Genomic DNA, 26,106 nt, shown 5'->3' with positions numbered 1-26,106 from the left:
AGAAAAGCATGTGTTTATTTGTTCTCCAGTTTTTTCAGCAAGGGCATGATATCTTCCTTTCTATCCGAAGGAACCTTGCGAATTTCAAGTTCAATCCCGCGGCCGTGAAGGCTGTTAAACGCTTCGATATCGTCTTTGCCGACCGCTACGGCATTTGTAATCATCGTCTTGCCCTCTGCAAAAGCGATGCTGCCAATATTGATTGACTGAATGTCCACGCCCTCTTCAATCACACGGAGAACATCCGTCGGGTTCTCAAACAGGAGCAGAACCGGATCCTTTGCGTATTTCGGATTGTTGTAAACCCTAACGGCTTTATCAACACTGACGACATGTGCCGTGACCCCCGGAGGAGCCACCTGCTTCAGAAGAGTGCTCCGGACTTTATCCCCTGCCACTCCGTCGCTGACAACAATCAATCGTTTCGCACCGGTTTCCTTCGTCCACACGGTTGCCACCTGGCCGTGGATCAATCGTGAATCGATTCTAGCCAATCTAATGATCATTTAAAATTCCTCCCCTGAATCTTCTGATGTTTCCTCAAGTGTCTTTCTCAGTGACTTCACACCTTCAACCGCCGTTTTTCCGATGGTATCGACCAGCCGCTTTAGACCCAGAGTATTGCGTTGTGCAAAGCATTCAATCAACATAGGCAGATTCACACCGGTCATAACGTCCATATTTTCTTTATCGGCCACAAGATTCGACGCGGCGTTAAAGGGGCTTCCTCCGAATAAATCGACCAGAAAAAGCACACCGTCGCTTGTATCCAAGTTCTGAAGAGCCTGATCATATTTTTTTCTGAGGTCATCCGGCCCTTCATTGGATGTAAATTCAACCGTCGCCAGATTATCCTGCTTGCCGAAGATCATTTCTGCAGATTTAACGATTTCTCTTGAAAATGCGCCATGAGTAGCAACAATCAGTGCGACCATCTTCTCCCCCCCTTGCCATCACATTATCCAGCACTTTTCTAGTATGCAATTTCTGTGCCAATTTATGTATTAAAATCCCCGGTTATTTAAAATAAGTAAAAATCCTCTTTTCATAGGCCGAAAAGAGGATGATTAAGAGCATATTCTTTTATTTTAATACACTATATTTATTGAAACCGTTTCAACATAATCTATACCGCAAAAATAATACACTTCAGACATTTAAACACCCATTTAATACACTTCTATCCGGCAGCGCTCAGTCGGCTTCGACGCTTTTTGCTTTTTGCAGCCGGTCCGGAAACTCATCCTGAAGCAGATCAACAAGATAGAAAAGTTCATCCTCGGGCAGCTGGATATTCATTTCCTTTTCGATGACCTGCGAAGCGTTTCTGACCCTGGCAAGTACCGCCCTTTTTTCATCCGTGACCGGATTACTGTAATGCAGGACCTCGCCCCTGACCGCGCGTTCCATAGCAAAGGCACTGTGGACCACTACCCGGAGCGTGGTCGTATTTTTAAAATGAACATCCCATTCTTTCTGCAGGTTATCGCAGAAGTGCAGCAAGGTTGAAATGGCCCGATAGGGATTCAGATAGGTCAGCATCATTTTTAAGCTGTCTTCGCACAACCCGCGGACGATCTTGTCGGATTGCCCGCTTTTGCCGTTTTTAATTTGAATGTGCTTGTTCCTGATGGCCTGCTCAATTGTCAGCTGGCCTTCTCCCTCGATGAAGTGTTCCAGTGAGATGAAAGGAGCGTTGACCTTTGGCTTTCTGACCCCGATCGAAGCGATGATCGTATATTTCTTTTCCAGCTCCTGTACGGTTTGATTCATTCCGATGACAGATATCGGAATGATGTGGATCTCCTCATCGGTAATGTCGCTGATAAAGGTTCTAAGCAGTTCTTCCATTTTTTTCGCCGTTCCCTGGCCGCTGGAGCAGATGGTCAGTATCGCTTTCGGTTTTCCGCGATTTTTGGACACCTGAATGATTTCCTCTTCCACGGAGTTCTGCGGGTTTCTCAGAGAGGCAATGATCGATTTCAGGTCCATGTCCAGAAAATTGGCTTTGCGCACGGCATCGAGAACCATCGGCGTCGATACCATATCGACGGCCTTCACTTCAATACCGGATTTTTCGCCGATTTTTTCTTCAAAGTAATAAAGCGATCCCATATCGACCAGCATCAATACCCCTTCCCCGCGATCCACCTTCCTGACTACCGATACAATTTCATCGAGAACGACCTTAAAGCTGACGTCAAGAGGCATATCGACAGCCTGAATATTATAATCGCCGAGCAGCTCCTTCGTTACATTGACGATCGACGTCGCCGTACTATTTCCATGAGCCGCAACCACAATGCCGACTTTCCCTTTCTGATTCAGTTCATTGGCAGAAACCAGCAGGATTGCCAGGTACATTACTTCAACCTTCGGCAGTCTGACTCTCAGTTTTTCTTCAATCATCTCCTTCATTTTCAAAGCGACCTGGTATTCAGGCTCGTTCTCATCAACCAGCCTTTCATACGAAGTCGGCGCACCCGCACTCAGCCTGTTTTTTCTCTTGAGAAAACCGTCGATATGAAGACTGATGAAATAAAGAAATTTATCATTAAAGGTTTTGTTCAGCATACTCTCGGCCAGCGACCGCAATTCTTCCGCCAGATCGATTACACGCCCGTCCACCAGTTTGGACAATTTCATGTTGGGGCGTTTGGTGACCTGCTGGTAAAAACTTTTGATGTGCAGTTTGATATCCGTCGCTACAAAACGATTGATTTCGGCCGGATCCACATTCTCCTGCTTAAGCAGGCTCGCCTTATCCTCAATGATTTTGTACATGTCAAAAGGAAGTTCGTAAACATCGTCATCAACCAGTTCCTTCGTTCCCTCGTCTGTAATTACCGTCACCTTGCCTACGTAATTCGATATTTCCTCGTTTTCCCTGGCATTTCTCGAAATGAGGCTGAGTCCTTCTTTCATCTCTTCGGGCAGCATTTTGACATACAGATTCACATACGGACTGTCCATACTGTCAAGGAATCCCTGCGCGCAGACAAATTGAATATTTGATTTCAGCTGTCCGACATTGCCGAAAGTGACACTGCCGATCAGCGCCTTGATCACGTCTTCATTCACTTTAATGTTTTTATGAATCCGCTTTGCTTCCTTCGACAGCAGATATTTGGTCAGATCCACTTTTTCTCTCGTCTGCCGTTCATGAAACGACGGCATTGTGATCGTAATCGGGATCCGCCGCAGGAACGTCTGCAGAAACGAGGAAGACGGATCTTCGGTAGTCGCTGCAATAATCAGAACCTGGGCCTGTCTTCTTTTCTCTGTCTCGCCCAGCCTGTTGTAGCGCCCCGTATCCATAAAATAGAAGATCATTTCCTGTCCTTCGGGCGGAAGGCGATGGACCTCATCGAGAAACAGAATGCCGCCGTCCGCTTTCTCCACCAGACCCTGTTTATCGTTTTCCGCTCCTGTAAAAGCGCCCTTGGCATGGCCGAAAATTTGTGAAATCAGAAGCTGCGGATTGTTATAGTAGTCCGCACAGTTAAACACAATAAAGGGAGAGTCCTTATCCATTCTCTTCATATAGATAGCGTAATTGTGCATCATATGGGCAAACAATGTCTTTCCTGAACCGGTCGGTCCGAGGATCAGCGTATGCAGGCCGCGCGGAGGATAAACAACAGCCGCCTTGGCCTGGCTTGTCAGTTTCTTCAGACTCCCTTCCGAACCAATCAGCAGGCTGAACGGATCTTCATCCTTGTCAATGTCCGCCTTCTCTTTGGCCTGGTAGAGTTCCTTCAATGATGGAATGTCCAGAATGGTATTGTCGATGATATAGCCGTAATTTTTCTTTACCGTGTCCCGGGGAATATACAATACGGGGCGTTTTTTTATTTTAATGACCTTTCCCAGCCGAACAAGATTGTTCAGTTCAAGGCTGACGTTGTTTCTCAGCATTTCCAGATCGTCCGCGAGCTCATTTGCCGAAAAACCCTCACGGTCCAGCAGCTGATCTTTCGTCAAAGTATCGCACTTTTCCTCCAGTTGTTGATAAATGCGGTCGATTCTTTTCATTTTGATTCCTCCGCAGTGAAAAATTTATTTCTGAAAACACCGTTTCCGAATCATTTAGACTATACGGGCTGAAATGATTTCACTGTTATTTTAACATAAGACACTTTTAGTGTATCAATTGTGAAACAGAACAGCCAAAATACTTATATAAGCGTAATGTTTTAAAATAAATGCTTAAAATCGCTTGATAAAAAAGGCATTATGAATTACAATTGCTTAGCAGGGAGATGAATGCTGTGTATCAAGAAGAACGTCTGGTCAGTATTCTCGATTATTTGAAAACCCATCAAAGTATGTCCGTAAACGAGATATGCGCCCACCTTCATATTTCGCGCGACACAGCCAGGAGAGACATTGTCAAACTGACCGAGCAGGGCGCGGCAATCCGGACGCACGGCGGCATTGCCTTGCCCGATTTACAAAACACAGTATTGGCATACCGGGAAAGACTTCAAACTTTTTCCGACGAGAAGACACGGATTGGATCAACGGCTCTTTCGTTCATTCACGAGAAGGGCCACTATTTCTTTGATACATCGACCACCGTGTCAGCGATGGCAAGACAGCTCGACATAGAAACCGCCGTATACACCCACTCCCTGGATATTGCCGAAATATTGTCCGATCGGGCCCGATCGACCGTCTTTCTCTTTGGCGGGGCGCTCAACAAGACAAATCGTTATCTGTTTGATAGCGAAAGTGCCCGTCAGCTTGAGCGGATCCGCTTTGACTGTTCCTTTCTCGGCGCGGCGGCGATAGCGGAAGACGGTTTTTACTATCACGATAAAGATGACGCTTTTATAAAAGGAACAGCCGCTGCCCGGTCCGACCGGACCATCGTCCTTGCCGACAGCAAGAAATTCACAAAAGTGAGCCGTTTTAAAGGACTCGGCTGGGAAAACGTCGATACACTGATCACCAGCGAAAGACCGCCCGCACCCTTCATGCATACTTTATCGCTGTACGGGACGGAACTCATGATTGCGAAATAGCCGGAAACGCTGTCTAAAAGCGCCCAAAATAAATATTCGAAGGAGATAAAATGTCTATTAAACTTGTCTTCAGCGACATCGACGGAACACTGCTCAACTCCAGCCATCAAATCAGCAAAAAAACACGCCGGTCTGTTCATGATTTGTCACAAAAGGGCATCCCTTTTATTTTAGTTTCCGCGCGCATGCCGGACGGAATACTTCCTCTGCAGCATGAACTTGCCATTTCCGATCCGATCATTTGTTACGGCGGAGCGCTGATTCTCGGTTGCGAAAAATCGGACGGTCTGAGAAATGTGATGCTCAGCAGGCCCATCGAGCCGAATATAATCTTTTCTATTTATGACTTGGTCCATAAGCATTTCCCCGCTATCAGCGTGTCCGCCTACAGCCCGGATAAATGGTTTGTTCCGGAACCGGATAATGCCTGGATTACACAGGAACAGGCGATCACAGGTACCCGGACCCATCTTTTGCATTTTGCGGACGACGGCATGAATAAAGATTTCCCCGCAATCAACAAAGTCCTGTGCATGGGACCTCCCGCGGCCATCGATTCTCTTGAAACGGTGCTGACGGAAAACGGGATTAGTGCTTCGTTCTATAAATCGAAACCTTCTTATCTGGAGATCATTGCGAAAAGAGCCGGCAAGTCGGCAGCCGCGGCTCTGCTGATGGAATCCTGCCATGTTAAAAGGGAAGAAACCATGGCGTTCGGCGACAACTTCAACGATCTGGACCTGCTGCGTTTTGCCGGCGCCGGCATCGCAATGGGCAATGCCCCGGATCAAGTCAAAGCAGGCGCCGATGCGACGACGCTGTCCAATGACGAGGACGGCATTCCGGCCGCACTCGAAGCATACGGTTTAATCTAACCGGCACTTATTGCTATTGCGGTCCGCCGGCCGATGCTCCCTTTAAAAATTCATCGAGGAAGCGGAATAACAGTGTCTTATTTCTTTCAATTTTATCCGGCCGGCCGGTCATCTCCCGCTTCTTCTGAATAAAACGCCCGCCTTCCGGCTCATCTTGAGACTGAGCGATCAGACGGCTGATAGTTTCCTCGTTCATTTCGATGTGGAACTGCAGGCCGGCGGCGCGATCGCCGTAGATAAAGGCCTGATTTCTGCAGGCAGCGCTGGAAGCCGTCCGCACCGCGCCTTCAGGGAGCGTGAAGGTATCGCCGTGCCAGTGGAACACATCCAGTGTGCCGGGGAAAAGCCGAAACGGGCCCTTCCTGTTTTCCGGGAAAAAGACCGGAAACCAGCCGATCTCTTTTTCTTCCCCCGGATAAATTTTCCCGCCAAGACAATCGGCAAGCAGCTGGGCACCCAGGCAAATACCGAGAACCGGCAGCCCGCGCTCCAGAACGTCCCGGATAAATTTTTTCTCTTTGCGGAGCCAGGGATACTTTTCTTCCTCATAAATATTCATCGGCCCGCCCATAATCACCAGCAAATCGATATTTTCTGCATCCGGAAGCTTATGCGATTCAAAAAAATGCGTCCCGATGAACGAATAATGCCTTTCTGCCGCCCAGACGGCAATGTTCCCGGGCGACTCAAACGGAACATGCTGAAAGTAATGAATATGCATTTTGCGGACAACTTCCTTTCATTCTGTTTTATACCCTCGGATCTGCCGATAAATTCTCGAATGCGCCGTTTCCGGCACAAAGAGCATGTACTATCATTATATAGGATCAACGAATAAGGCCGTGCGTCTGCCGGGCTTTTCTCAAAAAAATACGCTATTAAAAGCGAACAGACAGGTTAATAAAAACAATCTCTTTAACTTGCCCGGGACGCCATCAGCTCTGCTGCGGAAGCTGGCCGCACGATCGTGCACCGGAAAAATTCCGTATCATCACGGACGGAACAAAAAAAGATTGATCATCAACGTCGGGCAGCGGTTGCCGTTTAGGACAGGGGGGAACGGCGTCCCGATGCCGGGCAATCGCAACGCCTGAATCGCCCGCCGATAAAAAAATCCGCTCATTTTCTTACTTTATACAAAAAAATCCGTTCGAAGAGAATCCGGACGGATTTTATATTGTCAAAGCATTTATCAAAGAATCATTCAATCAAACATGTCCCCCAGCATATCCAGTACGGATTTCTTCTTTTTCTTCCGGGGATACTCCGAATGTCTGTCATCGTCCCGATCATGATGCTCGTGATCGTCATGTCTGCGGTCGTGCCAATCTTCATATTCCCTGTCGTCTTGTTCGTACCATTGATTAAACGGCTGTCGGATTTCTCTTACTCGCTCCGTAATTTTTTCCAGCTCTCCGCGGTCCAGCCAGACTCCCTTGCAGCTCGGGCAGATATCGATGATCACGCCGTCCCGCTCCATTTCTTTCATTCGCACATCTTCGCATGCCGGACAATTCATCTTCATCGCTCCCCTTCTGTATAATTCCCCTTATTTTATTATAACAAATTTTTTTTAGCGGTGATGATTTAGACCAAATGCCGGTGATGGATGCGCCCCATTTCCGGAAAACGCTTAAGATACTTCTGAAAAAGCCGGGTTCAACTATTGTGAACAAATTGTCACAGATGGAATGAAAGCGTTTTCTAATATTGAGCTATAATGATGGGAGAGTAGATACATTTACTCTACACGAAGGAGGATGAAAAACCATGGAAGCCGTAATGGAGAGAAATAGCGCAGCGTGGGACGGATTTGTCGACGGGAACTGGAAAAGAGAAATAGACGTCCGTGATTTTATCATGAAAAATCTGACCTCCTATGACGGTGACGAATCCTTTCTCGCAGGGCCGACCCCAAATACGGAACGGCTTTGGAAACAAGTGATGCAGCTGTCCGAAGAAGAAAGAAAAAAAGGCGGCGTGCTGGATCTGGATACTGAAGTCGTATCCACGATGACATCGCACAAACCCGGTTATTTGAATAAAGACATTGAAAAGATAGTCGGCGTCCAGACCGATCAGCCGTTCAAACGTGCGCTGATGCCTTTCGGCGGCATCCGCGTGGCAAAGCTGGCCTGCGAATCATACGGTTATAAGGTCAGCGACGAAATGGAAAAAATTTTTACCGATTACCGAAAAACGCATAATCAGGGTGTGTTCGACGCCTATACGGATGAAATGAAACTGGCCCGTCACGTCGGTATTATCACCGGCCTCCCCGACGCGTACGGACGCGGAAGGATCATCGGCGACTACCGCCGCGTCGCACTTTACGGAGTCGATTACCTTATTGAACAGAAGAAAATCGATAAAAAGAATACAGGCAGCAAAATGACGGAGGACGTCATTCGGCTCAGAGAAGAACTGACGGAACAGATCCGTGCGCTGAGGGATATGAAAACGATGGCGGCTGATTACGGCTTCGATATTTCCAAACCGGCAAAGAATGCGAGAGAAGCTTTTCAGTGGCTGTATTTCGGATATCTCGCTTCGGTAAAAGAACAGAACGGGGCCGCTATGAGCCTTGGCCGTACCTCGACATTCCTTGACATCTATATTGAGAGAGATCTGGCCAAACATCTTTTGACAGAATCGGAAGTCCAGGAACTGGTCGACCACTTTGTCATGAAACTTCGTCTTGTGAAATTCGCCCGCACACCGGACTATAATGAATTGTTTAGCGGCGACCCGACATGGGTAACAGAATCACTGGGGGGCATGGCTGTCGACGGCCGTTCGCTGGTGACCAGGAATTCATTCCGTTTCCTGCATACTCTTGAAAATCTCGGGCCCGCGCCGGAACCGAACCTGACCGTTCTCTGGTCCAAACAGCTGCCCGAAGCATTCAAGAAATACTGCGCCAGGATTTCGATCAAAACAAGTGCGATTCAATATGAGAACGACGATCTGATGCGTGTCGAATACGGCGACGACTACGGCATTGCCTGCTGCGTGTCGGCGATGCGCATCGGCAAACAGATGCAATTCTTCGGCGCCCGGGCAAATCTGGCCAAGACGCTGCTTTATGCGATCAACGGCGGTGTCGATGAAATTCAGAAGGTTCAGGTTGCGCCTCCTTACGCCCCGGTGACAGACGACGTGCTGGATTATGACGATGTGATGGCTAAATTCGACCGGATGATGGATTGGCTTGCCGATCTTTATATCAACACGCTCAATGTGATTCATTACATGCACGATAGATACTGCTACGAACGCAGCGAGATGGCGCTTCATGACACGCATATCCTGCGTACGATGGCGACGGGTATCGCGGGACTGAGCGTCGCCGCGGATTCCCTGAGCGCGATCAAGTACGCGAAGGTTCATGTTGTTCGCGACGAAAACGGCCTGGCCGTAGATTTTAATACGGAGGGCGATTTCCCGAAATACGGCAACAACGACGATCGTGTCGACTCTATTGCCGTTGATCTGGTGAAACGGTTCATGACGAAGCTGAAAAAGACCGAAACCTATCGCGAGTCGGTACCGACTCTGTCGGTTCTGACGATCACGTCCAATGTCGTTTACGGAAAGAAAACGGGAAACACGCCGGACAGCCGCAAAAAGGGCGAACCTTTTGCTCCGGGCGCCAATCCGATGCACGGACGCGACACAAAAGGAGCGCTTGCCTCGCTGACTTCTGTCGCCAAGCTCCCGTACCGCTATGCACTGGACGGCATTTCAAACACATTTTCGATCGTGCCTCAGGCACTCGGAAAAGGAAAAGAAACGAGAGTTGCAAACTTAATAGCCATGCTTGACGGCTATGCCGAGAAAGGGGGTCATCACATTAATATCAACGTGTTTAACCGCGAAACGCTGCTTGATGCCATGGATCACCCTGAAAAGTATCCGCAGCTGACCATCCGTGTGTCCGGTTATGCCGTTAACTTTATTAAACTTACTCGTGAACAGCAGCTTGAAGTCGTGCACCGCACATTCCATGAATCGATATGAGCGGCTGTATCCGGCCAATGAAGATGATGAGCCGGGAGGAGGGATAACATGGTTGCGGGCAATATCCATTCGATTGAATCTTTCGGCACGGTTGACGGACCCGGCATTCGCTTCGTGGTGTTTCTGCAGGGCTGCCCCCTGCGCTGCAAATACTGCCATAATGTCGATACCCGGGAAATCGGCAGCGGAAAATCGATCAGCGTTGAACAGATTGTCGGCGAATTAAAAGATTACCTTCCGTTTATTCGGTCGTCCGGCGGAGGCATAACGGTCAGCGGCGGAGAGCCGCTGCTGCAGATGCCGTTTCTTACGGAGCTGTTCAAAGCGTGCAAAGCAATCGGCATCCATACAGCAATTGACACATCGGGAGGCTGTTATGTCGATGCGCCTTTTTTCCACAGAGCTTTTGATCAATTGGCGAACTACACGGATCTTATTCTGCTGGATCTGAAAGAAATCGATTCCGACAAGCACAAATGGCTGACCGGCCTGCCGAATAAAAACATCCTCGCTTTCGCCCGGCTTCTGGCAGACAAGAACATTCCGGTCTGGATCCGCCATGTCCTCGTCCCCGGAGTGACCGATTCCGAGGACGACCTCGACCGGCTCGGCAAATTCATCAGCACACTCGATAACGTCGAGCGTGTCGAAATTCTGCCCTACCATAAGATGGGTATCTATAAATGGGAGGCACTCGGACTCAATTATGAATTAAAAGAAGTCCAGCCTCCCTCCGACCAGGAACTGAAGAGGGCCTATCAGTTGTTTCGGCGGAATCTTGAGGAAGGTCTTGTTGCTATTCCCGAATGAAGCAGAACATCCTGCCGCTACAGGCAGGATGTTTTATTTTTTTCAGCCGGTAAAATTTTACGAGTATTCCTTTAGCTCATTGTCCTGCTGTGCCGTCAATTGATGGCCGGCGCCTCCTGAAACCATCTATGAAAGGTGGAAAGCGTTTCCACGATCCATAAACTTCTGCAGCAGTCAATAAACGTCCTGCCGCGGTTGATAAACCGGGTGTACCTGCTGAAGACTGATAAAATCAATGGCGACCGATACCCCCCCGGCGATGGTCGATAAGCTGCGCCTAATGACCGATGAACCGGACTCATGACCGATAAACCGTACCTAATGACCGATAAGCCGCTTTTAACGACCGAGAAATCTCAGCAACGATCGATGGAATGTCCGCGACATCCGATAACCCCCCCGGCGATGACCGATAAGCTGCGCCTAATGACCGATAAACCGGACGTCATGACCGATAAAATCCCGGCGACCGATAAAACGTGCCTAATGACCGATAAATCTCAGCAATGATCGATGGAATGTCCGCGACATCCGATAAGCTGCCGATGCAAAAAGACCGGCGCTAAAATCGGTTTCCTGTATTCGTTATCCCCTTTCTGCTTAGCATTTGACAACGATCTCCGCCGCCCGGGCAACGCGGAACTGAACGCCGTTTTCTACTCTTTCGAACGCAACAGGCTTCCCGTCTGCGGCCACTTCGGACGGCCTGATATTATTGAGAATGAATTTAAAAGATCGGTAAGCCTTGTTGTAACCTGAATGTTTTTTATTTAAAGCAATTTTTACCGTCTTTCCCGTTCCGTCCTTTCGAACGGTAATTTGATAGAGATTATAGGCGCCTTGACGATACGCGAATGTCTCGCCGTCGTCCTGATAATGTTCATAATAACTGTCCGCGCCGCCGTCCGGAAGATAGATGTCCAGAGCCAGCTCCTCAATCTCTATCTCACCGACATAATGTTGAACCGGATAATTCGGGATGATGCTTCCCGTTTTTATATAAACCGGACATACGTCAAGGGGCGTCTCTTTGATGACATACCGGCCTCCCTTGAACTCTTCTTTCGTCCAGTAGTCGACCCAGCCGCTGCCCGCGGGCAAATAAACGATCCGCGCCTTTGCGCCCTGTTCCACTATCGGAGCGACCAGGATATTTTCACCGCAGAGGAACTGATCATTGATCTCATAAGTTTTCGGATCGTCCTGATAGTGCAGCAGCAGCGGACGGATCAGCGGCAGGCCGTTTTCTTCCTCGCGATGGAAAATATCATAGAAATACGGAAGCAGCCGATAGCGCAGTTTGATATATTTACGGTTAATGCTCGCCGATTCTTCATCGAATGCCCAGGGCTCCTGATCCCTGGTGAATATGCCGGAATGATTGCGGAAAAGGGGCGTGAAGCAGCCGACCTGAATCCAGCGTGTGAGCAGTTCCGCCGTGCAGTCGAATCCGAATCCGCCGACATCGGCGCCGCAGAAAGCCATGCCGCTTAATCCGAGATTCATCAGCATCGGCAGCGACATTCTCAGGTGCTCCCATATGCTTTGATTGTCGCCGGTCCAGACGGTCGAATATTTCTGTGTCCCGGCGTAGCATGCCCGTGTAACAACAAACGGCCGTTTGCCGGTTGCCTTTTTTATACCTTCATAAGTCGCTTTCGACATGTAGTGTCCGTAGACATTATGAATTTCTCTATGATCGGCAGGCACGCCGTTATCATTGAAAACGACATCGCCGGGAAGAGGCCCGTTGAAGCTTGCCGGTTCATTCATATCATTCCAAATGCCCGCAACGCCGGTGTCTGTCATGATTTTCTGATTGTCCGCCCACCATGCCCGGACCTTTTCATTTGCAAAATCGGGATAGAGCGCGTCTCCCGGCCAAACCCGATTGACGTAGGGAATGCCGTCCTTGTCCGTGGCAAAATAGCCGTTTCTGATTCCCTGATCGTAAATGGTATAACCCTTGTCCTTCTTGATCCCGGGATCGATAATCGTAACGACTTTAAAGCCTCTGCTTCTGAGATCGGCCAGCGTTTTTTTCGGATCGGCAAACTTCGCTTTATCCCAGGTAAAGGCCCGATAGCCGTCCATATAGTCAATATCGAGGTAGAGAACGTCGCACGGAATATCCTTTTCTCTGAAAAGGCCGGCAATTTCGCGCAGCCTTTTCTCCGGTGTGTACGCCCACCGGCACTGCTGGTATCCGAGTGCCCAGAGCGGCGGCAGCGGCGTTGTTCCGGTCAGATAAGTATAGCCGCCGACAACTTCCCCGACCGACGGCCCGTAGATGAAATAATAATCCAGATTGCCGTCGACGGCGCCGAATGAATAGTAGCCGCTGTTCTCTTTGCCCATATCGAAGACAGATTCATACGTATTGTCGAAAAAAATGCCGAAGGCCTGTTTCTCTTTGAGCGCAATAAATAAAGGAATCGATTTGTACATTGCCTCGAAACTCTCAACATGAGGGCTTGCATCATCCGTATTCCACATTTTGTAATGGGTGCCTTTTTTATTCAGATGGCCGGTTTTATCTCCCAGTCCATAGAAGTACATCGCTTTCTCCATCTTTTTAAGCACTTTTATTTTCAGCCGCTGTTTCTCGGCCGCGAACTTGTGCCCTTCTTCAGCCGCAAGATCCAGCCCTTCCCCGGATCCCCTCCTTGCGAACGGCTGATCGCCGCCCCTGTAATCTTCGCATAAAACGGTTCCGTCGGCGTTGAAAATATCAACCTTAAACTCATCGTAGATATTCACGACTAACTTTTCAGTCCTGACAACAATTTTTCGATGCTCATGTCTGACGGAAAGGCTGCCCGGCGCAGCCCTGAGGTTCTCCACAGCCCTGGAAATGCCCTGTTTCGCCGATAAAGGCGCGAAAAAATGAATAATCGAAGGTGTGATCACTTCAGCCAGAACGCTGTTTTGTTCAAATTCAATCATGATTTTATTGTCCTGCTGTTTAAAATGTTTTATCAGGCCGAACATATAATCTCCTCGCTTTTCCGATAGAATATTGAACAGACAGTCGGACATCCGTTTTATCTTTTTCTTAATCCGGCCGGCAGTGACGGGTCAATGCCCCTCAAAGAATTAAACCGCTTACGTAAAAATGCTTCACTCGCGAAGGGCTTCGGCAGTATCAATCATCGTAAGAACCTGCCAGGACAAAGAACCGATACTTTTTCATAATATTCAGCTAAAGATTAGCTTAGCATTGTCATCAAGCATTAACAACGGTCCCCCGGCACAGAACAGACGACGGACTGCGGACGGATAGAAAAAGATCAGCCGCAAAGCCTCAAAAATTTTTTTCTGCCCAGCCGCATGATTTTCATGATAAGTATTTCCAGAGAGTATCCCTTCAGTTTAAATCCGGCCGAACCGCAGCATGAATCGGTGACATCTCTAATAAATATGGATATTCTTTCCCGAAAAACGATATAATTTGAAGGCAGGCGATCGATTTCCATAGGCGGATGATAAATTTTGAAATATTTGATATTTTTCTGCCCCTATTTGCTTATGCACACAGTCCGCAGTTATCGGTCGTTAAGCACAGTTTTTCGGTCATAACGTCCGCTTTTTCGGTCGCCGCCGACGGTTTTTCGGTCATTAAGCGCAGTTTTTCGGTCTTCACTCATTTTACCGGTTGTCGCGGTCGTTAGGCGTAGTTTTTCGATCTTCACTCATTTTATCGGTCGCCGGCAGGATTTTATCGGTCGCTAGGCACGGTTTTTCGGTCATAACGTCCGCTTTTTCGGTCGTTGCCGACGCTTTTTCGGTCATTAAGCGCAGTTTTTCGGTCTTCACTCATTTTATCGATTGTCGGCAGGATTTTATCGGTCGTTAGGCACGGTTTTTCGGTCATAACGTCCGCTTTTTCGGTCGTTGCCGACGCTTTTTCGGTCATTAAGCGCAGTTTTTCGGTCTTCACTCATTTTATCGATTGTCGCCGGGATTTTATCGGTCGCTAGACGCAGTTTTTCGGTCATAACGTTCGGTTTATCGGTCGTCGCCAACGCTTTTTCGGTCATTAAGCGCAGTTTTTCGATCTTCACTCATTTTATCGATTGTCGCCGGGATAATCATTTTATTCTATTATAACGGAAACAGGTGTAAGCGATGACAAATCGCCGCTATGTTATTTTATTCAGCACTTTTTACATTATTTTAATGGCTCTGGTGGCCGTCTTCAATTTCGTCTCCGGAAACGCTTTTTTCGGATCGATCGGACTGGCCGGCATGCTGTGCGGGGCCGTTCCTGCCCTGCTGACTGTTTTTAAACGTTTCATGCCCGATCTGCCGCTCGCCATCACCTATCTCATCTTTTTGTTCGGATCTCAGTTTCTCGGATCGGTTCTAGGCTTTTACCGAATTCACGGATGGGATAAGCTGGTGCATGGACTGAGCGGTGTCGTTCTTGCTTTTGCAGCCATTGCTCTTTACAGGATGTTTGTCGGCCGCCGGGATGCGGGACAAAGGATCTCCCCGTGGTTCCTTTTTCTCTTCATCCTGTCATTCTCAGCGCTTGGCGGGCCCTTTTGGGAAATCTATGAATTCAGCATCGACCAGCTGTTCGGTACAACCATGCAGATCGACAATACAGATACGATGACCGATCTAATAGCAGATGTGGCCGGCGCACTCGTGATCGCTCTGTGGATCAGAATCCGGGCAAAAAGAAATTAAGCGGGCATCGGCAATCTGTCAGACTATGAAAAATGGCCCGGAGCCCGGACCGTGATCGCACGCTCATTCATGGTCCGGCACTTTTCTCAGGATCAGAGCGCCAATAATAAAGAGAATGGTCACACTGAGCACACCGACATTCGTCCGCCCCGACAGCTGAGTCGCCGCAGCGAGCAGAAGAGGACCCAGGACCGTTGAAAATTTGCCGAAGATGCTGTAAAAACCAAAGAATTCATTGGCCGACTCCTTAGGGACCAGCCTCGCAAAATAGGAGCGGCTGATCGCCTGAATGCCGCCCTGCGACGTGGCGACGAGCATGGCCAGTATCCAGAAATCAAGAGCTGTCTTCATGAAATAGGCATAGGCGCATACGACGATGTAGACGGCGATGCCGGCGTAAAGCATTTTTTTGGCACCCAACCGCTCAGAAAGACGGCCGTAGAGCACGGCAAACGGGGCGGCCACCCATTGAGTCACAAGCAGAATCAACAAAAGCTGAGCCGCTCCGATTCCGAGATCGGTCCCGAATGAAGTGGACATTGTGATGACAGTGCCGACACCGTCAATATAGAAAAAGTAGGCCAATAGGAAAAGGAAAACGGCAGGATAGCTTTTTACCGATTGAATAGTATGAAACAGGCGCCGGAAACTCGCTGTGACCGGTCTCGACACGCGCTCAATAAAATAGCGCTGCCGGACGTTTTTTAAAAAAGGAATGGTGAACAGCCCCCACCAAAGTGCCGTCACCGCAAACGACAGTCTGCTCGCCGCTCCGACAGTCATCGGAATTCGGCCGTTCTGGGCAAGCATGACAAGCGCTATGCAAAAAATGAAGGGGATGGAGCCGCCGATATAACCGAGCGCGAATCCCCTGGCAGATACTTGATGCATCCGTCCATTTGACGTGACATCGACAAGAAAGGCATTGTAAAAAACATTCGCCCCGGCAGATCCGATTAAGGCAATAAAATAGAAGACGAGTACCGCCGTCCACTGTGACGCCGGGATCAGGGCGAGAAGAGCGGTGAACAGAACGCCGAGAAAGAAAAAAACTGTAAAAAAACGTTTTTTATATCCCCTGAAGTCGGCAATCGTCCCCAAAATCGGGGCAAGGAGGGCAATGATCAGCGTGGCAAAAGAATTGACATAGCCCCATATAGCGGTCGACTCAGGCCCGCTCATGCCTGCTTCCGCCGCTGCGGATTTGAAATAGATCGGGAGCAGCGCCGTCATCATGACAACAGAAAAGACCGTGGTTGCCCAGTCATAAAATATCCAGCTAGTTTCCTCCCGGGACCATTTTTTCATCGGACACGCTCCGTTCCCTTTTTGGTTAAGTGCAGGAATACTGGAAGGTAATCTTTCAGCTTCTATCGTCTATTCTATAGAACGCACGGCTGTTTTGTCTGAAAATGATCGATTATTTACAATAACTTATCATTGATCCGGGTAAAAAATCCCACTGCCTCTTTCATGCACATTGAGTGCAACATCCGGACCCCGCCGTTATAATGAATACGGATGTTATCATGATATCCGACACAGAATTCAAAATCGGGAGGAACAGAGAATGAAGACAGTCGTTGTCTCAGATTTTGGCGGTCCGTCCGTCTTAAAAGTAGCCGAAACGGACATCCCTTCTATAGATGCAAGGCAAGTGCTGATCCGCATTATCGCAACCAGCGTCAATTTTGCCGACATTATGTCACGGCAGGGCCGCTATCACTCGGGCGGCAAGCCGCCTTTTATTCCCGGCCTGGACGCAGCCGGCATCATTGAAAAGGTCGGGTCTGATGTGCACCGTCTTAAGCCCGGCCAGCGGGTCATTGCGCTTCTTAAAAACGGCTCTTATTCGGAATATACGGTTTCCGATGAAAATCTGACTTTCCCGATTCCGGATAACGTTGATTTTGAGACAGCCGCGGCCTGTCCGACCGTCTCCTTCACCTCGTATAAGCTGCTTGCCGACGTGGCGCGCCTTGCTCCCGGCGAGACGGTGCTGATCCACGCTGCGGCGGGCGGAATCGGCACAACGGCCGTCCAGCTTGCCCGGATCATGGGCGCAAAACAAGTGATCGGCACGGTTGGAAATGATCGGAAGCGCGACGCTGCTCTGGAAGCAGGCGCGGACCATGTCATTAATTATCAGACTGAAGACTTTGCAGCAAAAGTCAAAGAATTGACTGACGGAAAAGGTGCTGACGTCATTCTTGATTCGATTTCCGGTGATGTCGCCGAAAAAAGTCTTACCTGCCTCGCCATGTACGGAAGACTTGTCAATTTCGGCAGTGCAGCAGGAGGAACGGGACATTTCAAGACAACGGATCTGCATTCAAGCTGCCGTGCCGTTCTCGGTTTCAGTCTCGGAACAACAATCAGGAACCGGCCGGATCTTCTGAGCAATGCTTCCGCCGACATTTTCCGTTATTTAAAAGAGGGACGCCTGAAAATGAAAGTCGGGAGACATTATCCTCTGGAAGACGCGGCAAAAGCTCATGAATGGATGGAGAGCCGCAAAAGTACAGGAAAAATCGTTCTGGATGTGGCGAAGTAAAAGGAGGCGGCCGTTAGGCCGTCTCCTTTTATTTTATATGAGTATCCCCTTAGTTCATTTTTCTGCTGTGCCGTCAATTGATGATCGACTCTTCCTGAAACCATCTCTTGAAAGGCGAGAACGTCTTCACGATCCATAAACTTCTGCAAGGGTCGATAAACTTATTGTCACGGTCGATAATCAAGACGTAACAGCCGATAACTCTAATGCCTGCCACGGTCGATAATGGGCTGAAATCCAATCCATACAGCCCGGCCGCCGGCCAACATCGGTCCGAGAATTCTCTCCAAAAAAATTGCTAATCGCCCTGAAAAAGGAATGAATCGCCCTAAAACAGCGAACTATCGCCCTGAAATGGGCTCGATTCGCCCTGTTCCGGCGGAGTATCGCTCCGTTAAGAACTAATCGCCCTGAAAAAAGGATGAATCGCCCTAAAACAGCGAACTATCGCCCTGAAATGGGCTCGATTCGCTCTGTTCCGGCGAAGTATCGCTCCATTAAGAGTTTATCGCCCTGAAAAAAGGAATGAATCGCCCTAAAACAGCGAACTATCGCCCTAAAATGGGCTCGATTCGCCCTGTTCCGGCGGAGTATCGCTCCGTTAAGAGTTTAAACCGAAAGTAACAACCGATAAACTGTCTGCCACGGTTGGTTAAATCAATCGGGTACAATCTTGGTGCTTCGATTATTCACACTTATTGATCCCGGTCTGTTTACTGATACGCCGACGTTTCCCGGCGATTTTCACCACGATTTACATGGGTACGCGGCAGGCCAAAGAAAAAGATCAGGTGTTTCCGCCAGGTTAATGCCTGTCCGTGCCGGATATCCTCCTTTTCAGCGGAATAAACCGTTGTCCGCATAAACATTTGGAGCTATAGACTGCCGCTCGTGCCAGCCGCTCGTTTTTCGGAAGAATCGACGGCGCTTTCACGCCGCGGCCCAACTAGATATATGAGTTGGGGGAATACCCATTTTACTTTATTCTGTTCAACCATGATTACTTGCCGGACGACGCGTTTATTTTTCCCGTCTGCACGCTCTTATTTCTCGTAAACAGGATCATGACAACAACCAGATAAATGAACCACGTCGCGCCCTGCAGATAGGTCGGATGGTCGGAGTAGCCCACCAGGGCATTGAGCACCGCGCCGATCGCATCATGCTGATTCAGAACGCCGCTTAAATTATATATGTAGCCGGTCACCGGCAATATACCGGTCTCTGTTAACGCGGCGACGGCACTCCCAAGCAACCCCGCTGCAACGACAATCAGCAGGGAGCCCATTATTTGAAAGAAATAAGACAGATTCATTCGATAAGTACCGCTGTAGATACCGTAACCGATCAAAACGGCGAGGACAAGCCCGATGGCCGTACCCGATACGATGGGCAGCGGATTTGCAGACCGGCCGTTAAGGATGGCAAGAATAAACATCACAAATTCGGCGCCTTCGCGGATGACGGTGATAAACGCCAGAAAGACGAGCTGAAACACGTTTCCGCCGTGCAGTGCGTTATTGATTTTATCTTTGATGCCGGCGTTCAGCGACGAACCGTTCTTCTTCATCCAGAAAGTCATGTAAGTCAGTATCGTTACAGCCAGGAAAAAAATCGTCGCTTCAAGATAGGCCTGATACGCCCATTCACCGGGGCCGTTAAAGCGATAAATGATCACTGCAAAACCAATGGATACAAGTGCTGCTAAAAAAAGGCCGGCCCAGATATACGGTTTTTTCTCTTTCTCGCCGATTTTACTTAGATAGGCAAAAATGATACCGGCGATGAGTGATATTTCAAGACCTTCCCTTAGAGCAACAAGAAAAGCGGCGTACATAAGGATCGTCCCTTCATATTCGAAATTGATAATCATTATCAATTGTTTTCACAAATATTTTAGCATGTGAGCCCGGTTCGTACAAGAAAAAAATGAAAAAATTCTTCTCTTTTGATTTAAACATTTCTTTTTTGCCATTCGCAAAGATCGCTGCAAAATGGAATATTCATTCAGAACCTATCTTTTCCGATATGAAACGGGAATTAACTTTGTCATCACACTGAAGCATCGGCTGATTGCCGGAACGGTCATGATCGGTCGAAAGCCGGAATTTGTTCAATGATTCATATTTGTTGATTTTCGTTTACTGAGGCGGGTTCGCCATTTACTTGCAATCAACGACCGTTCATTTTTTATTCGCATCTATCGATTCCCGTAACAGAGAATCAGGCAGTTTCCTTTAGAGCAGGAACGGATCGATTTTGAACGCGTCTCCTGCAGATTAAGAGCTGAAAAATACAAAAAAACCGGAAGCATCCTCTCCCGGTCACTCGATTTAAAAATCCGTTTTCGATGGCGGCCGGCCGATCAGAGCGATCCGTGCCGGCACTATTTTTCATAGATGACTAAGATTTAATTCTTATTCACTTTGCCCGGCCGGACCTGTTTGCCTGTCGCCGGGTCAAGAAACAATCTTTGTGCTTTCGGGCCCTGTTTGAAATTGAACATGCTATTGAGCGAACCAGCTATCGCATCAAATGAATGATTGCCGATCTTTCCCAGTTTCCAGTTGTCCTCGATAAAGCGCAGGATTGAAGTCTGGTCAGTCAAGGTATGGTCAACATAATTTGTTTTCGCATAAGACGAAATCACGAGAAGCGGAAGACGCGGGCCGTAGCCGGCGCGGTCGAGATAGTTTCCGAGACTCGGCGTTCCGCTGTTTCCGAGGCCGAACAAGGCATCGTTGCCCGGGTCGTTTGAGCCGTTGACCAGCGGACCCGCCACGTGATCATACCAGCCGTCCGAATCGTCATAGGCAATGACGACAGCCGTATCTTTCCATTGCGGCAGTTTTTGCAGTTTGTTAATCGTAGTCACAATAAAGTTCTGTTCATCAAGCGGATCGGAATAACCCGCATGGCCGTCCTGGTACATTCCCGCCTTCAGAAAGCTGACGGCCGGCAGACTGCCTTTATTTGCCGCGGTCCAGAAATCGGTCAGGTCGTATTGATGATTAGCCCGGTCCGTATAACCGATTTTACGGACGGATGACGGAGCCAGATGATTCGGGTTGGCCGTCGACTGATAATATTGGAAAGGTTCATGATGCGGACTGTAGTCGGTGACCGCAGTGCCCGCGATATTTACATGGGTTGCAGACGGATTGCGAAATCCTCCCTGAAACCAGCCCCAGGTTATTCCTTTGCTGTTAAGCAGATCGCCGATGTTCTTGCCGCTCGCGGAAACGCGCACCGCTGATTTCGAGGCCGAATCATAGTAGGGATCCGGATCGGCAATGACCGTGCCGTTTGCAACCTGGCCGGAAACGCCGGAAACGGCTTGTCCATTCTGATAGGCCGTCATGCCGTGTGTCTGGCCGGATACGAGATTAAGCGCGCCGGGTGTCGAAGGTCCGAAGGTTGTATTGTATGAATTGTCGCTCATTGAGAAGTTCTGCGCGTAGTTCCACAGAGCGGTCACCGTATTGCCGTCATAGTAGTTCATAACAACAGGATTACCGTTCCCGGCATATTGGACAAACTGATCCATTTTGCCTCCGTCATAGGCTTTCTGTTCCGCGCTGTAACTGTGATTCATGTCGGGAGTCATCGCCTGTGAGCGTGACAGCCGCTGCGGGTTGCTGGAATTCGGGTTGTCGGACAAAAGAGCACCCGTTAATCCATTAACGCTCGGCGTATTTGCCTTAGCGCTAAATGTCGGCTCGCCGGGCGTGCTGTTGGCTGCGTTCGGATACGTCCCGAAATAGTGATCAAAAGAAACGTTTTCATCAAAAAGGACGACAATGTGCTTAATTGGCGTTGCTGTCTGTGATTTAGCCGTTTTCACCGTCTGTGTCCGATGGTCAGTACTTTTGCCGAAAACAGAATCAGGAGCCGCCGCACTGAAGACCGCGCTCACGGCCAGCAGCGTGCCGGCAATGCTTGCTGCCATTCTCTTAACTCTCAACTTTTTCAACTCCTCTTAATCAGATTATCTTTTCGGAATAGGTTACTTTTTTAGTATAGCGTGCACAGCGTTAAGCAGATTTTAAGGTTTTATAATAATCAGGCGAAATATGAGTGCATCCGAATAGTTCGAAAGGTTCAAAAAAATGAAAAAGAGCGCACACAAAAAAGGCCTCAAAAGGCCTTTACCGGCAGATGCCGTGTTTTTGCTTTCCTTAAGAACTGCTCTCTTTTCCCTGCCGGATGGCCCCGGCAGAACGGGCACATTTTCCAAAAAAGCAGGCGATCAATCCAGCCTCTTGCGTTTTATCTCATCCTTCTCGAAGCTGAACAGAGTCGGACGGTCCTCAATAACCGTCTGCAGATGAACGGGCCGGCCCCAGAGCCGGACGAGATATTTCAGCACCCCTTCCATGTCCCTGACATCGAGCTCTATGCCTTCATAGCGATGTTTCAGCAGCAGTTCTCCGTTGCTCTGGTAGTCCCCGTCTTCGACAACAATATACGGGAAACCGCCGTTGACTCTCATCGACACGAGCTGATCGCGGACATTTTTCCAGTCTTTATCCGTGATTGTATACTCATTGCCCTTTTTTTCAAACAGAAAGAGATCCTCCCGATAAACCAGTTCTTTAGTCAGATAATTGCGGATAAACGACTGATCGGACTCCAGTTCGCGGACCTCGAATATTTTTTCAGAACCGGATCCTTCTTTAATGCCATGCGCTCTCATCGTCTCGCTCGGATGATTATACCGTTTCTCAATATCCTCGAACAGCTTAAGCCCGAGATAGTAGGGATTGATGCTTTGCTGCGAAGGCTGCACCACCTGGGCATTCAGTTTCGCAAACTCAACTGCTTCGTCGGATGTCAGATCCAGTTCGCGGATGATCCGTGCGTGCCAGTATGAGGCCCATCCTTCATTCATAATCTTTGTCTCGAGCTGCGGCCAGAAATAAAGCATTTCTTCCCTGAGCATCGTTAAAATATCACGCTGCCAGTCTTCAAGGACCCGGCTGTACTCTTCAATGAAAAAGAGAAGATCTTTTTCGGGACGCTTCGGAAATTTGTTCTTTTCTTCTTCTTCGCCGCCCTTTTCTTCGACGTCATCGAGATCAAGCAAATCCTGGTACTGGGACAGCGGACGTTTCTTCTTCCTGGTCGGCTTTCCGGGCTTGCTGTCCAGCCAGTCTCCCTTTCTTATAATACGCGGATCCACATGTTCCTGAATAGCGAGCACCGCATCGATGAACTTTTCCACTTTTTTCCTGCCGTATTTTTCTTCGTAATCATGAATGCGTTCCGCAGTGGCGCTCATGCTCTCGACCATGTCCCGGCGGGTATTGACAAAGCGGACATTGTTTTTAAAGAAATCGCAGTGGGCAAGCACATGGGCAACAATCATTTTATTCTGAATCAGCGTGTTCGTATTGAGCAGAAAGGCGTAGCATGGGTCGGAATTAATCACGAGTTCATAAATTTTACTGAGGCCGAGATCGTACTGCATCTTCATTTTGTAAAACTGTTTGCCGAAACTCCAATGGGAAAAACGTGTCGGCATACCGTAGGCACCGAATGTATAAATAATGTCCGCAGGGCAAATCTCATAACGCATCGGATAAAAGTCAAGACCGAAACCTCTCGCGATTTCCGTTATTTCGTCGATGGAACGGTCAAGGGCTTTGAACTCTTCCTGATTCATTGGAGCGCCAGCCTCCTTTCCAGGCCGATTTCGCCTCAGGCAAATGCTTTTTCTTCATCCTATGAACAAACCCCGTCATAATATACCGGACAATGGTTCAAATCACGCGGCACCCGACGGTTGCATTGCGGCGGAAACGGTCCGGCGGCTATTGCGGACGCCCGGCCGAATTTGCGGCCGGATTCATTTTTTCCACAATGGCCGCGCACAGGTCGTCAAGCAGCGTGCTCTGGCGCTCGGAAACCGTATCTTGATTTCCATAGATAAAGCGTTCGTAGTACTTCGTCAGCTGCAGCATGCCGTTCCCGGAAAAACGGCGATCGACTGTTTCGGCGAACTCCCGCAGTGTCTGCGTATCGCTCCGGTCCAGGCCCTTCAGGCGCAGCAGCCGGAACAGGTTTTTGTAGGCGCGGTTGAAGCTGTCTCTGTCCCTGATTTTGATACGCCGCTGTTTCCGTACGTAAAATGCCGTCAGCCATCTTCTCCACGTTATCAACGCTAACAGGAGCCCGGCCGCAGCCACACCGATGAAAATCCGCCCGACCATGCCCCAGTCGACGGCCGGCCCGTTCTGATTGCCGGAAGAGGCGGCCGCTTTTCCCGTCGCATTGAGGGACCGGTTTGACTGCGGCGCCGGCTTTGACTGCGGTTCTGTTTTCTGCTGCCGATTAGGCTGTGCCGCTTTTTGCGTCTGAGCCGGCAATTTGTTTTGCATGCCCTTTCCCTGAGCGGCGCTGGATGAAAACGGCTCCTTTCCGGAAGAAACGCTGCTAAATTTGTCCGGCCCGCTGAAAGACGGTGTCGGTTCAAAGGCCACCCAGCCGCTGCCGGGGAAATAGACTTCTACCCAGGAATGGGCGTTGGCATTGGTAATCTCGGAAACATATCTCGGCACTTTCTTGCCGCCGATCGTTTCCGTTGTCTGCCCGACATATGTACCGGAAGAAAATCCCTTGACCCAACGGGCGGGAATACCGACAGAGCGCAGAAGAACGGCCATCGCTGTTGAAAAATTATCACAATAACCGATCTTTGAGCGAAACAGAAACTGATCGACATAATCCTGATTTCCTGTCGGCCGCGGCACCCGGTCTGTCGAATAGCTGAATCGGGAGGATTTCAAATAATTGACCACCGCCATCACTTTATCGTACCGATTATTCTGAGAAGCCGTGATCCCGCGCGCAAGCGACCGGACACGGCCGGGCAGCGAATTCGGGAGCTGCAGATCCTTCTCTCTGACCGACAGCGGGTCTTCACCGTTTTGCACCTGCCTGAGCCGATCGATCCGGAACGTCGGCTGCAGATAACTGATTCGCTCCGTCTTCGCCTTTTTACCGCTGCTGCTTTGAATCTGGCCGGTCTCCTGATCCAGTTTCAGCCTTCCGCCCTGTACCTGCACAGCAGTCGGCTGTCCCGAATAGGGGAGTATCGCCGGGCTCTCATTCGTAAATGTAAGCGTAGCGGTCTCTTCAGAAACAGCCGTATTCCCCTCATACGGGTTAAGGATAGAAAAACGTCCGTAAGAACCGGAAAGCGATGCGTAAGAATCACCGCTGCTCTTCCACCCTTTTCCGCTATAAACATCCTTTACGGCTACCTTCCAATAGTCATTGCTTCCGCCGGAACTGGCTGTAAAAAGCACCGTCGTGTCCATCGCAAGCGAGCCGCCGAGGCTGGAATCATCTTCATCGTAACCGATCCGCTGCCCGGCCGAAAAAAAAGAGCCGTTTTTACTTAAAACGGGAACACTGACTTTCTGAAAAAGAGATGAAGGGCTCGGCCATTGAGCGGCAGGCTTAGGGCCGGCAAGTCCCGCGGCAAGCACCAGAACAACGGTCATACCGATGGTGAGGAACCAGGCAGAATACAGCTTTTTACCTCCCGGTTTCACACCGCTTTCCTGTACCCTCATCAATTCCTGGATACCGAGAATCATCAGCCCGGAAACAGCAACAATCACAATGGACCGGCGGGCATCATAAAACGTAAACGTGTTCAGCGCACAAAGCAAGGCAAGCGCCAGGAAGAAAAACAAAAAGAAGCGTCCGGCCCTGATCCAGTGCTGCAGGACCTGGCCAATCAGCCACAGCAGAACGAAAAAGATCAATGTACTGAACAGGTCGGACAGATTCACCAGTCTGCCCTGCCACAGTATTCCGAAATTCTGATAAATGTTCCGGGCCGCCTGCCGGATCCATTCTGCACTAAGCAGCGCCTGATTCGAAAAAAAGAAATAATGCAGGCTGTACAGAAGCATCAACCCGTTCCCGGCGGCCTGCAGCCATCCCGGCAGCCGCAAATAGGAAAGCAGCATCGTCACGGCAATAAAGGCAAGAATGATCGGTTCCGACTGTAAAACGGTCAGTTCGGTAACCGGTCGGGCACATTCCCACAGTATAATGGAACCAAGGAGGTAAAGCACGGCAGTCAGAGACTTTTTTGCGGCCGTCTCCATTT

19 protein-coding genes are annotated in these 26,106 nt (G+C 49.2%); 7 read left to right on the top strand and 12 right to left on the bottom strand.

All coding sequences use genetic code 11. The features are described from left to right. Positions 1-14: 14 nt before the first annotated feature. From OYT88_RS12795 to OYT88_RS12785, 3 genes are all read right to left on the bottom strand, one after another. On the bottom strand, positions 15-506 hold the full coding sequence (locus OYT88_RS12795; RefSeq protein WP_274400537.1) for a mannose/fructose/sorbose PTS transporter subunit IIB: 492 nt from the start codon (positions 504-506) through the stop codon (positions 15-17). Beyond that, positions 507-935: a PTS sugar transporter subunit IIA gene (locus tag OYT88_RS12790; RefSeq protein ID WP_274400534.1), complete on the bottom strand. Its 429-nt coding sequence runs from the start codon at positions 933-935 to the stop codon at positions 507-509. A 259-nt stretch (positions 936-1,194) separates the two neighbouring features. Then, positions 1,195-4,035, bottom strand: a complete 2,841-nt coding sequence (locus OYT88_RS12785; protein ID WP_274400532.1) for a sigma-54-dependent transcriptional regulator — start codon at positions 4,033-4,035, stop codon at positions 1,195-1,197. A gap of 236 nt (positions 4,036-4,271) precedes the next feature. Between OYT88_RS12785 and OYT88_RS12780 the strand changes: the two genes are divergently transcribed. Together OYT88_RS12780 and OYT88_RS12775 are read left to right on the top strand one after the other, a co-directional pair. Beyond that, complete coding sequence (locus tag OYT88_RS12780; protein ID WP_274400530.1) at positions 4,272-5,027, top strand: DeoR/GlpR family DNA-binding transcription regulator; 756 nt, start codon at positions 4,272-4,274, stop codon at positions 5,025-5,027. Positions 5,028-5,077: 50 nt separating this feature from the next. Further along, positions 5,078-5,902, top strand: coding sequence for a Cof-type HAD-IIB family hydrolase (locus tag OYT88_RS12775; RefSeq protein WP_274400528.1), 825 nt, complete (start codon positions 5,078-5,080; stop codon positions 5,900-5,902). 13 nt (positions 5,903-5,915) lie between these two features. On the opposite strand, the gene OYT88_RS12770 is transcribed toward OYT88_RS12775, so the two are convergent. Together OYT88_RS12770 and OYT88_RS12765 are read right to left on the bottom strand one after the other, a co-directional pair. Continuing rightward, complete coding sequence (locus OYT88_RS12770; protein WP_274400526.1) at positions 5,916-6,623, bottom strand: type 1 glutamine amidotransferase; 708 nt, start codon at positions 6,621-6,623, stop codon at positions 5,916-5,918. Between the two features lie 483 nt (positions 6,624-7,106). Next, entirely contained in the window at positions 7,107-7,421 is a 315-nt protein-coding gene (locus OYT88_RS12765) for a TFIIB-type zinc ribbon-containing protein (RefSeq protein WP_274400525.1), read from the bottom strand. Positions 7,422-7,672: 251 nt separating this feature from the next. On the opposite strand from OYT88_RS12765, the gene pflB reads away from it, so the two are divergent. Next, the gene (gene pflB / locus OYT88_RS12760) at positions 7,673-9,922 is read left to right on the top strand and encodes a formate C-acetyltransferase (protein WP_274400524.1); all 2,250 of its coding nucleotides are present in this window, start codon (positions 7,673-7,675) and stop codon (positions 9,920-9,922) included. A 48-nt stretch (positions 9,923-9,970) separates the two neighbouring features. After that, positions 9,971-10,732 carry a pyruvate formate-lyase-activating protein gene (pflA, locus tag OYT88_RS12755; RefSeq protein ID WP_274400523.1) on the top strand — a complete coding sequence of 254 codons (762 nt, stop codon included), beginning with the start codon at positions 9,971-9,973 and terminating at the stop codon, positions 10,730-10,732. 600 nt (positions 10,733-11,332) lie between these two features. On the opposite strand, the gene OYT88_RS12750 is transcribed toward pflA, so the two are convergent. Continuing rightward, the gene (locus OYT88_RS12750; RefSeq protein ID WP_274400521.1) at positions 11,333-13,723 is read right to left on the bottom strand and encodes a glycoside hydrolase family 31 protein; all 2,391 of its coding nucleotides are present in this window, start codon (positions 13,721-13,723) and stop codon (positions 11,333-11,335) included. A gap of 851 nt (positions 13,724-14,574) precedes the next feature. Then, the gene (locus OYT88_RS12745; RefSeq protein WP_274400520.1) at positions 14,575-14,796 is read right to left on the bottom strand and encodes a hypothetical protein; all 222 of its coding nucleotides are present in this window, start codon (positions 14,794-14,796) and stop codon (positions 14,575-14,577) included. 64 nt (positions 14,797-14,860) lie between these two features. On the opposite strand from OYT88_RS12745, the gene OYT88_RS12740 reads away from it, so the two are divergent. Beyond that, on the top strand, positions 14,861-15,427 hold the full coding sequence (locus OYT88_RS12740) for a DUF2238 domain-containing protein (RefSeq protein WP_274400519.1): 567 nt from the start codon (positions 14,861-14,863) through the stop codon (positions 15,425-15,427). A gap of 63 nt (positions 15,428-15,490) precedes the next feature. Here OYT88_RS12740 and OYT88_RS12735 read toward each other — a convergent pair whose 3' ends face one another. Beyond that, entirely contained in the window at positions 15,491-16,735 is a 1,245-nt protein-coding gene (locus OYT88_RS12735; RefSeq protein WP_274400517.1) for an MFS transporter, read from the bottom strand. A gap of 262 nt (positions 16,736-16,997) precedes the next feature. On the opposite strand from OYT88_RS12735, the gene OYT88_RS12730 reads away from it, so the two are divergent. Then, positions 16,998-17,981, top strand: a complete 984-nt coding sequence (locus OYT88_RS12730) for a quinone oxidoreductase family protein (protein ID WP_274400516.1) — start codon at positions 16,998-17,000, stop codon at positions 17,979-17,981. A gap of 1,000 nt (positions 17,982-18,981) precedes the next feature. Here the strand turns inward: OYT88_RS12730 and OYT88_RS12725 are convergent. Continuing rightward, the gene (locus tag OYT88_RS12725; RefSeq protein WP_274400515.1) at positions 18,982-19,854 is read right to left on the bottom strand and encodes an FTR1 family iron permease; all 873 of its coding nucleotides are present in this window, start codon (positions 19,852-19,854) and stop codon (positions 18,982-18,984) included. 121 nt (positions 19,855-19,975) lie between these two features. On the opposite strand from OYT88_RS12725, the gene OYT88_RS12720 reads away from it, so the two are divergent. Then, positions 19,976-20,101: a hypothetical protein gene (locus OYT88_RS12720; RefSeq protein ID WP_274400513.1), complete on the top strand. Its 126-nt coding sequence runs from the start codon at positions 19,976-19,978 to the stop codon at positions 20,099-20,101. 290 nt (positions 20,102-20,391) lie between these two features. Here OYT88_RS12720 and OYT88_RS12715 read toward each other — a convergent pair whose 3' ends face one another. The 3 genes from OYT88_RS12715 to OYT88_RS12705 all read right to left on the bottom strand — a co-directional run bounded on the left by OYT88_RS12715 (position 20,392) and on the right by OYT88_RS12705 (position 26,104). Beyond that, the gene (locus OYT88_RS12715; protein ID WP_274400511.1) at positions 20,392-21,945 is read right to left on the bottom strand and encodes a phospholipase C; all 1,554 of its coding nucleotides are present in this window, start codon (positions 21,943-21,945) and stop codon (positions 20,392-20,394) included. Positions 21,946-22,230: 285 nt separating this feature from the next. Beyond that, on the bottom strand, positions 22,231-23,646 hold the full coding sequence (locus OYT88_RS12710; RefSeq protein ID WP_274400510.1) for a SpoVR family protein: 1,416 nt from the start codon (positions 23,644-23,646) through the stop codon (positions 22,231-22,233). A gap of 148 nt (positions 23,647-23,794) precedes the next feature. Further along, the gene (locus OYT88_RS12705) at positions 23,795-26,104 is read right to left on the bottom strand and encodes a transglutaminase TgpA family protein (protein WP_274400508.1); all 2,310 of its coding nucleotides are present in this window, start codon (positions 26,102-26,104) and stop codon (positions 23,795-23,797) included. Positions 26,105-26,106: the final 2 nt, after the last annotated feature.

The organism is Sporolactobacillus sp. CQH2019 (assembly GCF_028765345.1).
GTDB lineage: Bacteria > Bacillota > Bacilli > Bacillales > Sporolactobacillaceae > Sporolactobacillus.
Note: the sequence above shows the minus strand (reverse complement) of the source record. Positions and strands in the feature narration are given on the sequence as shown.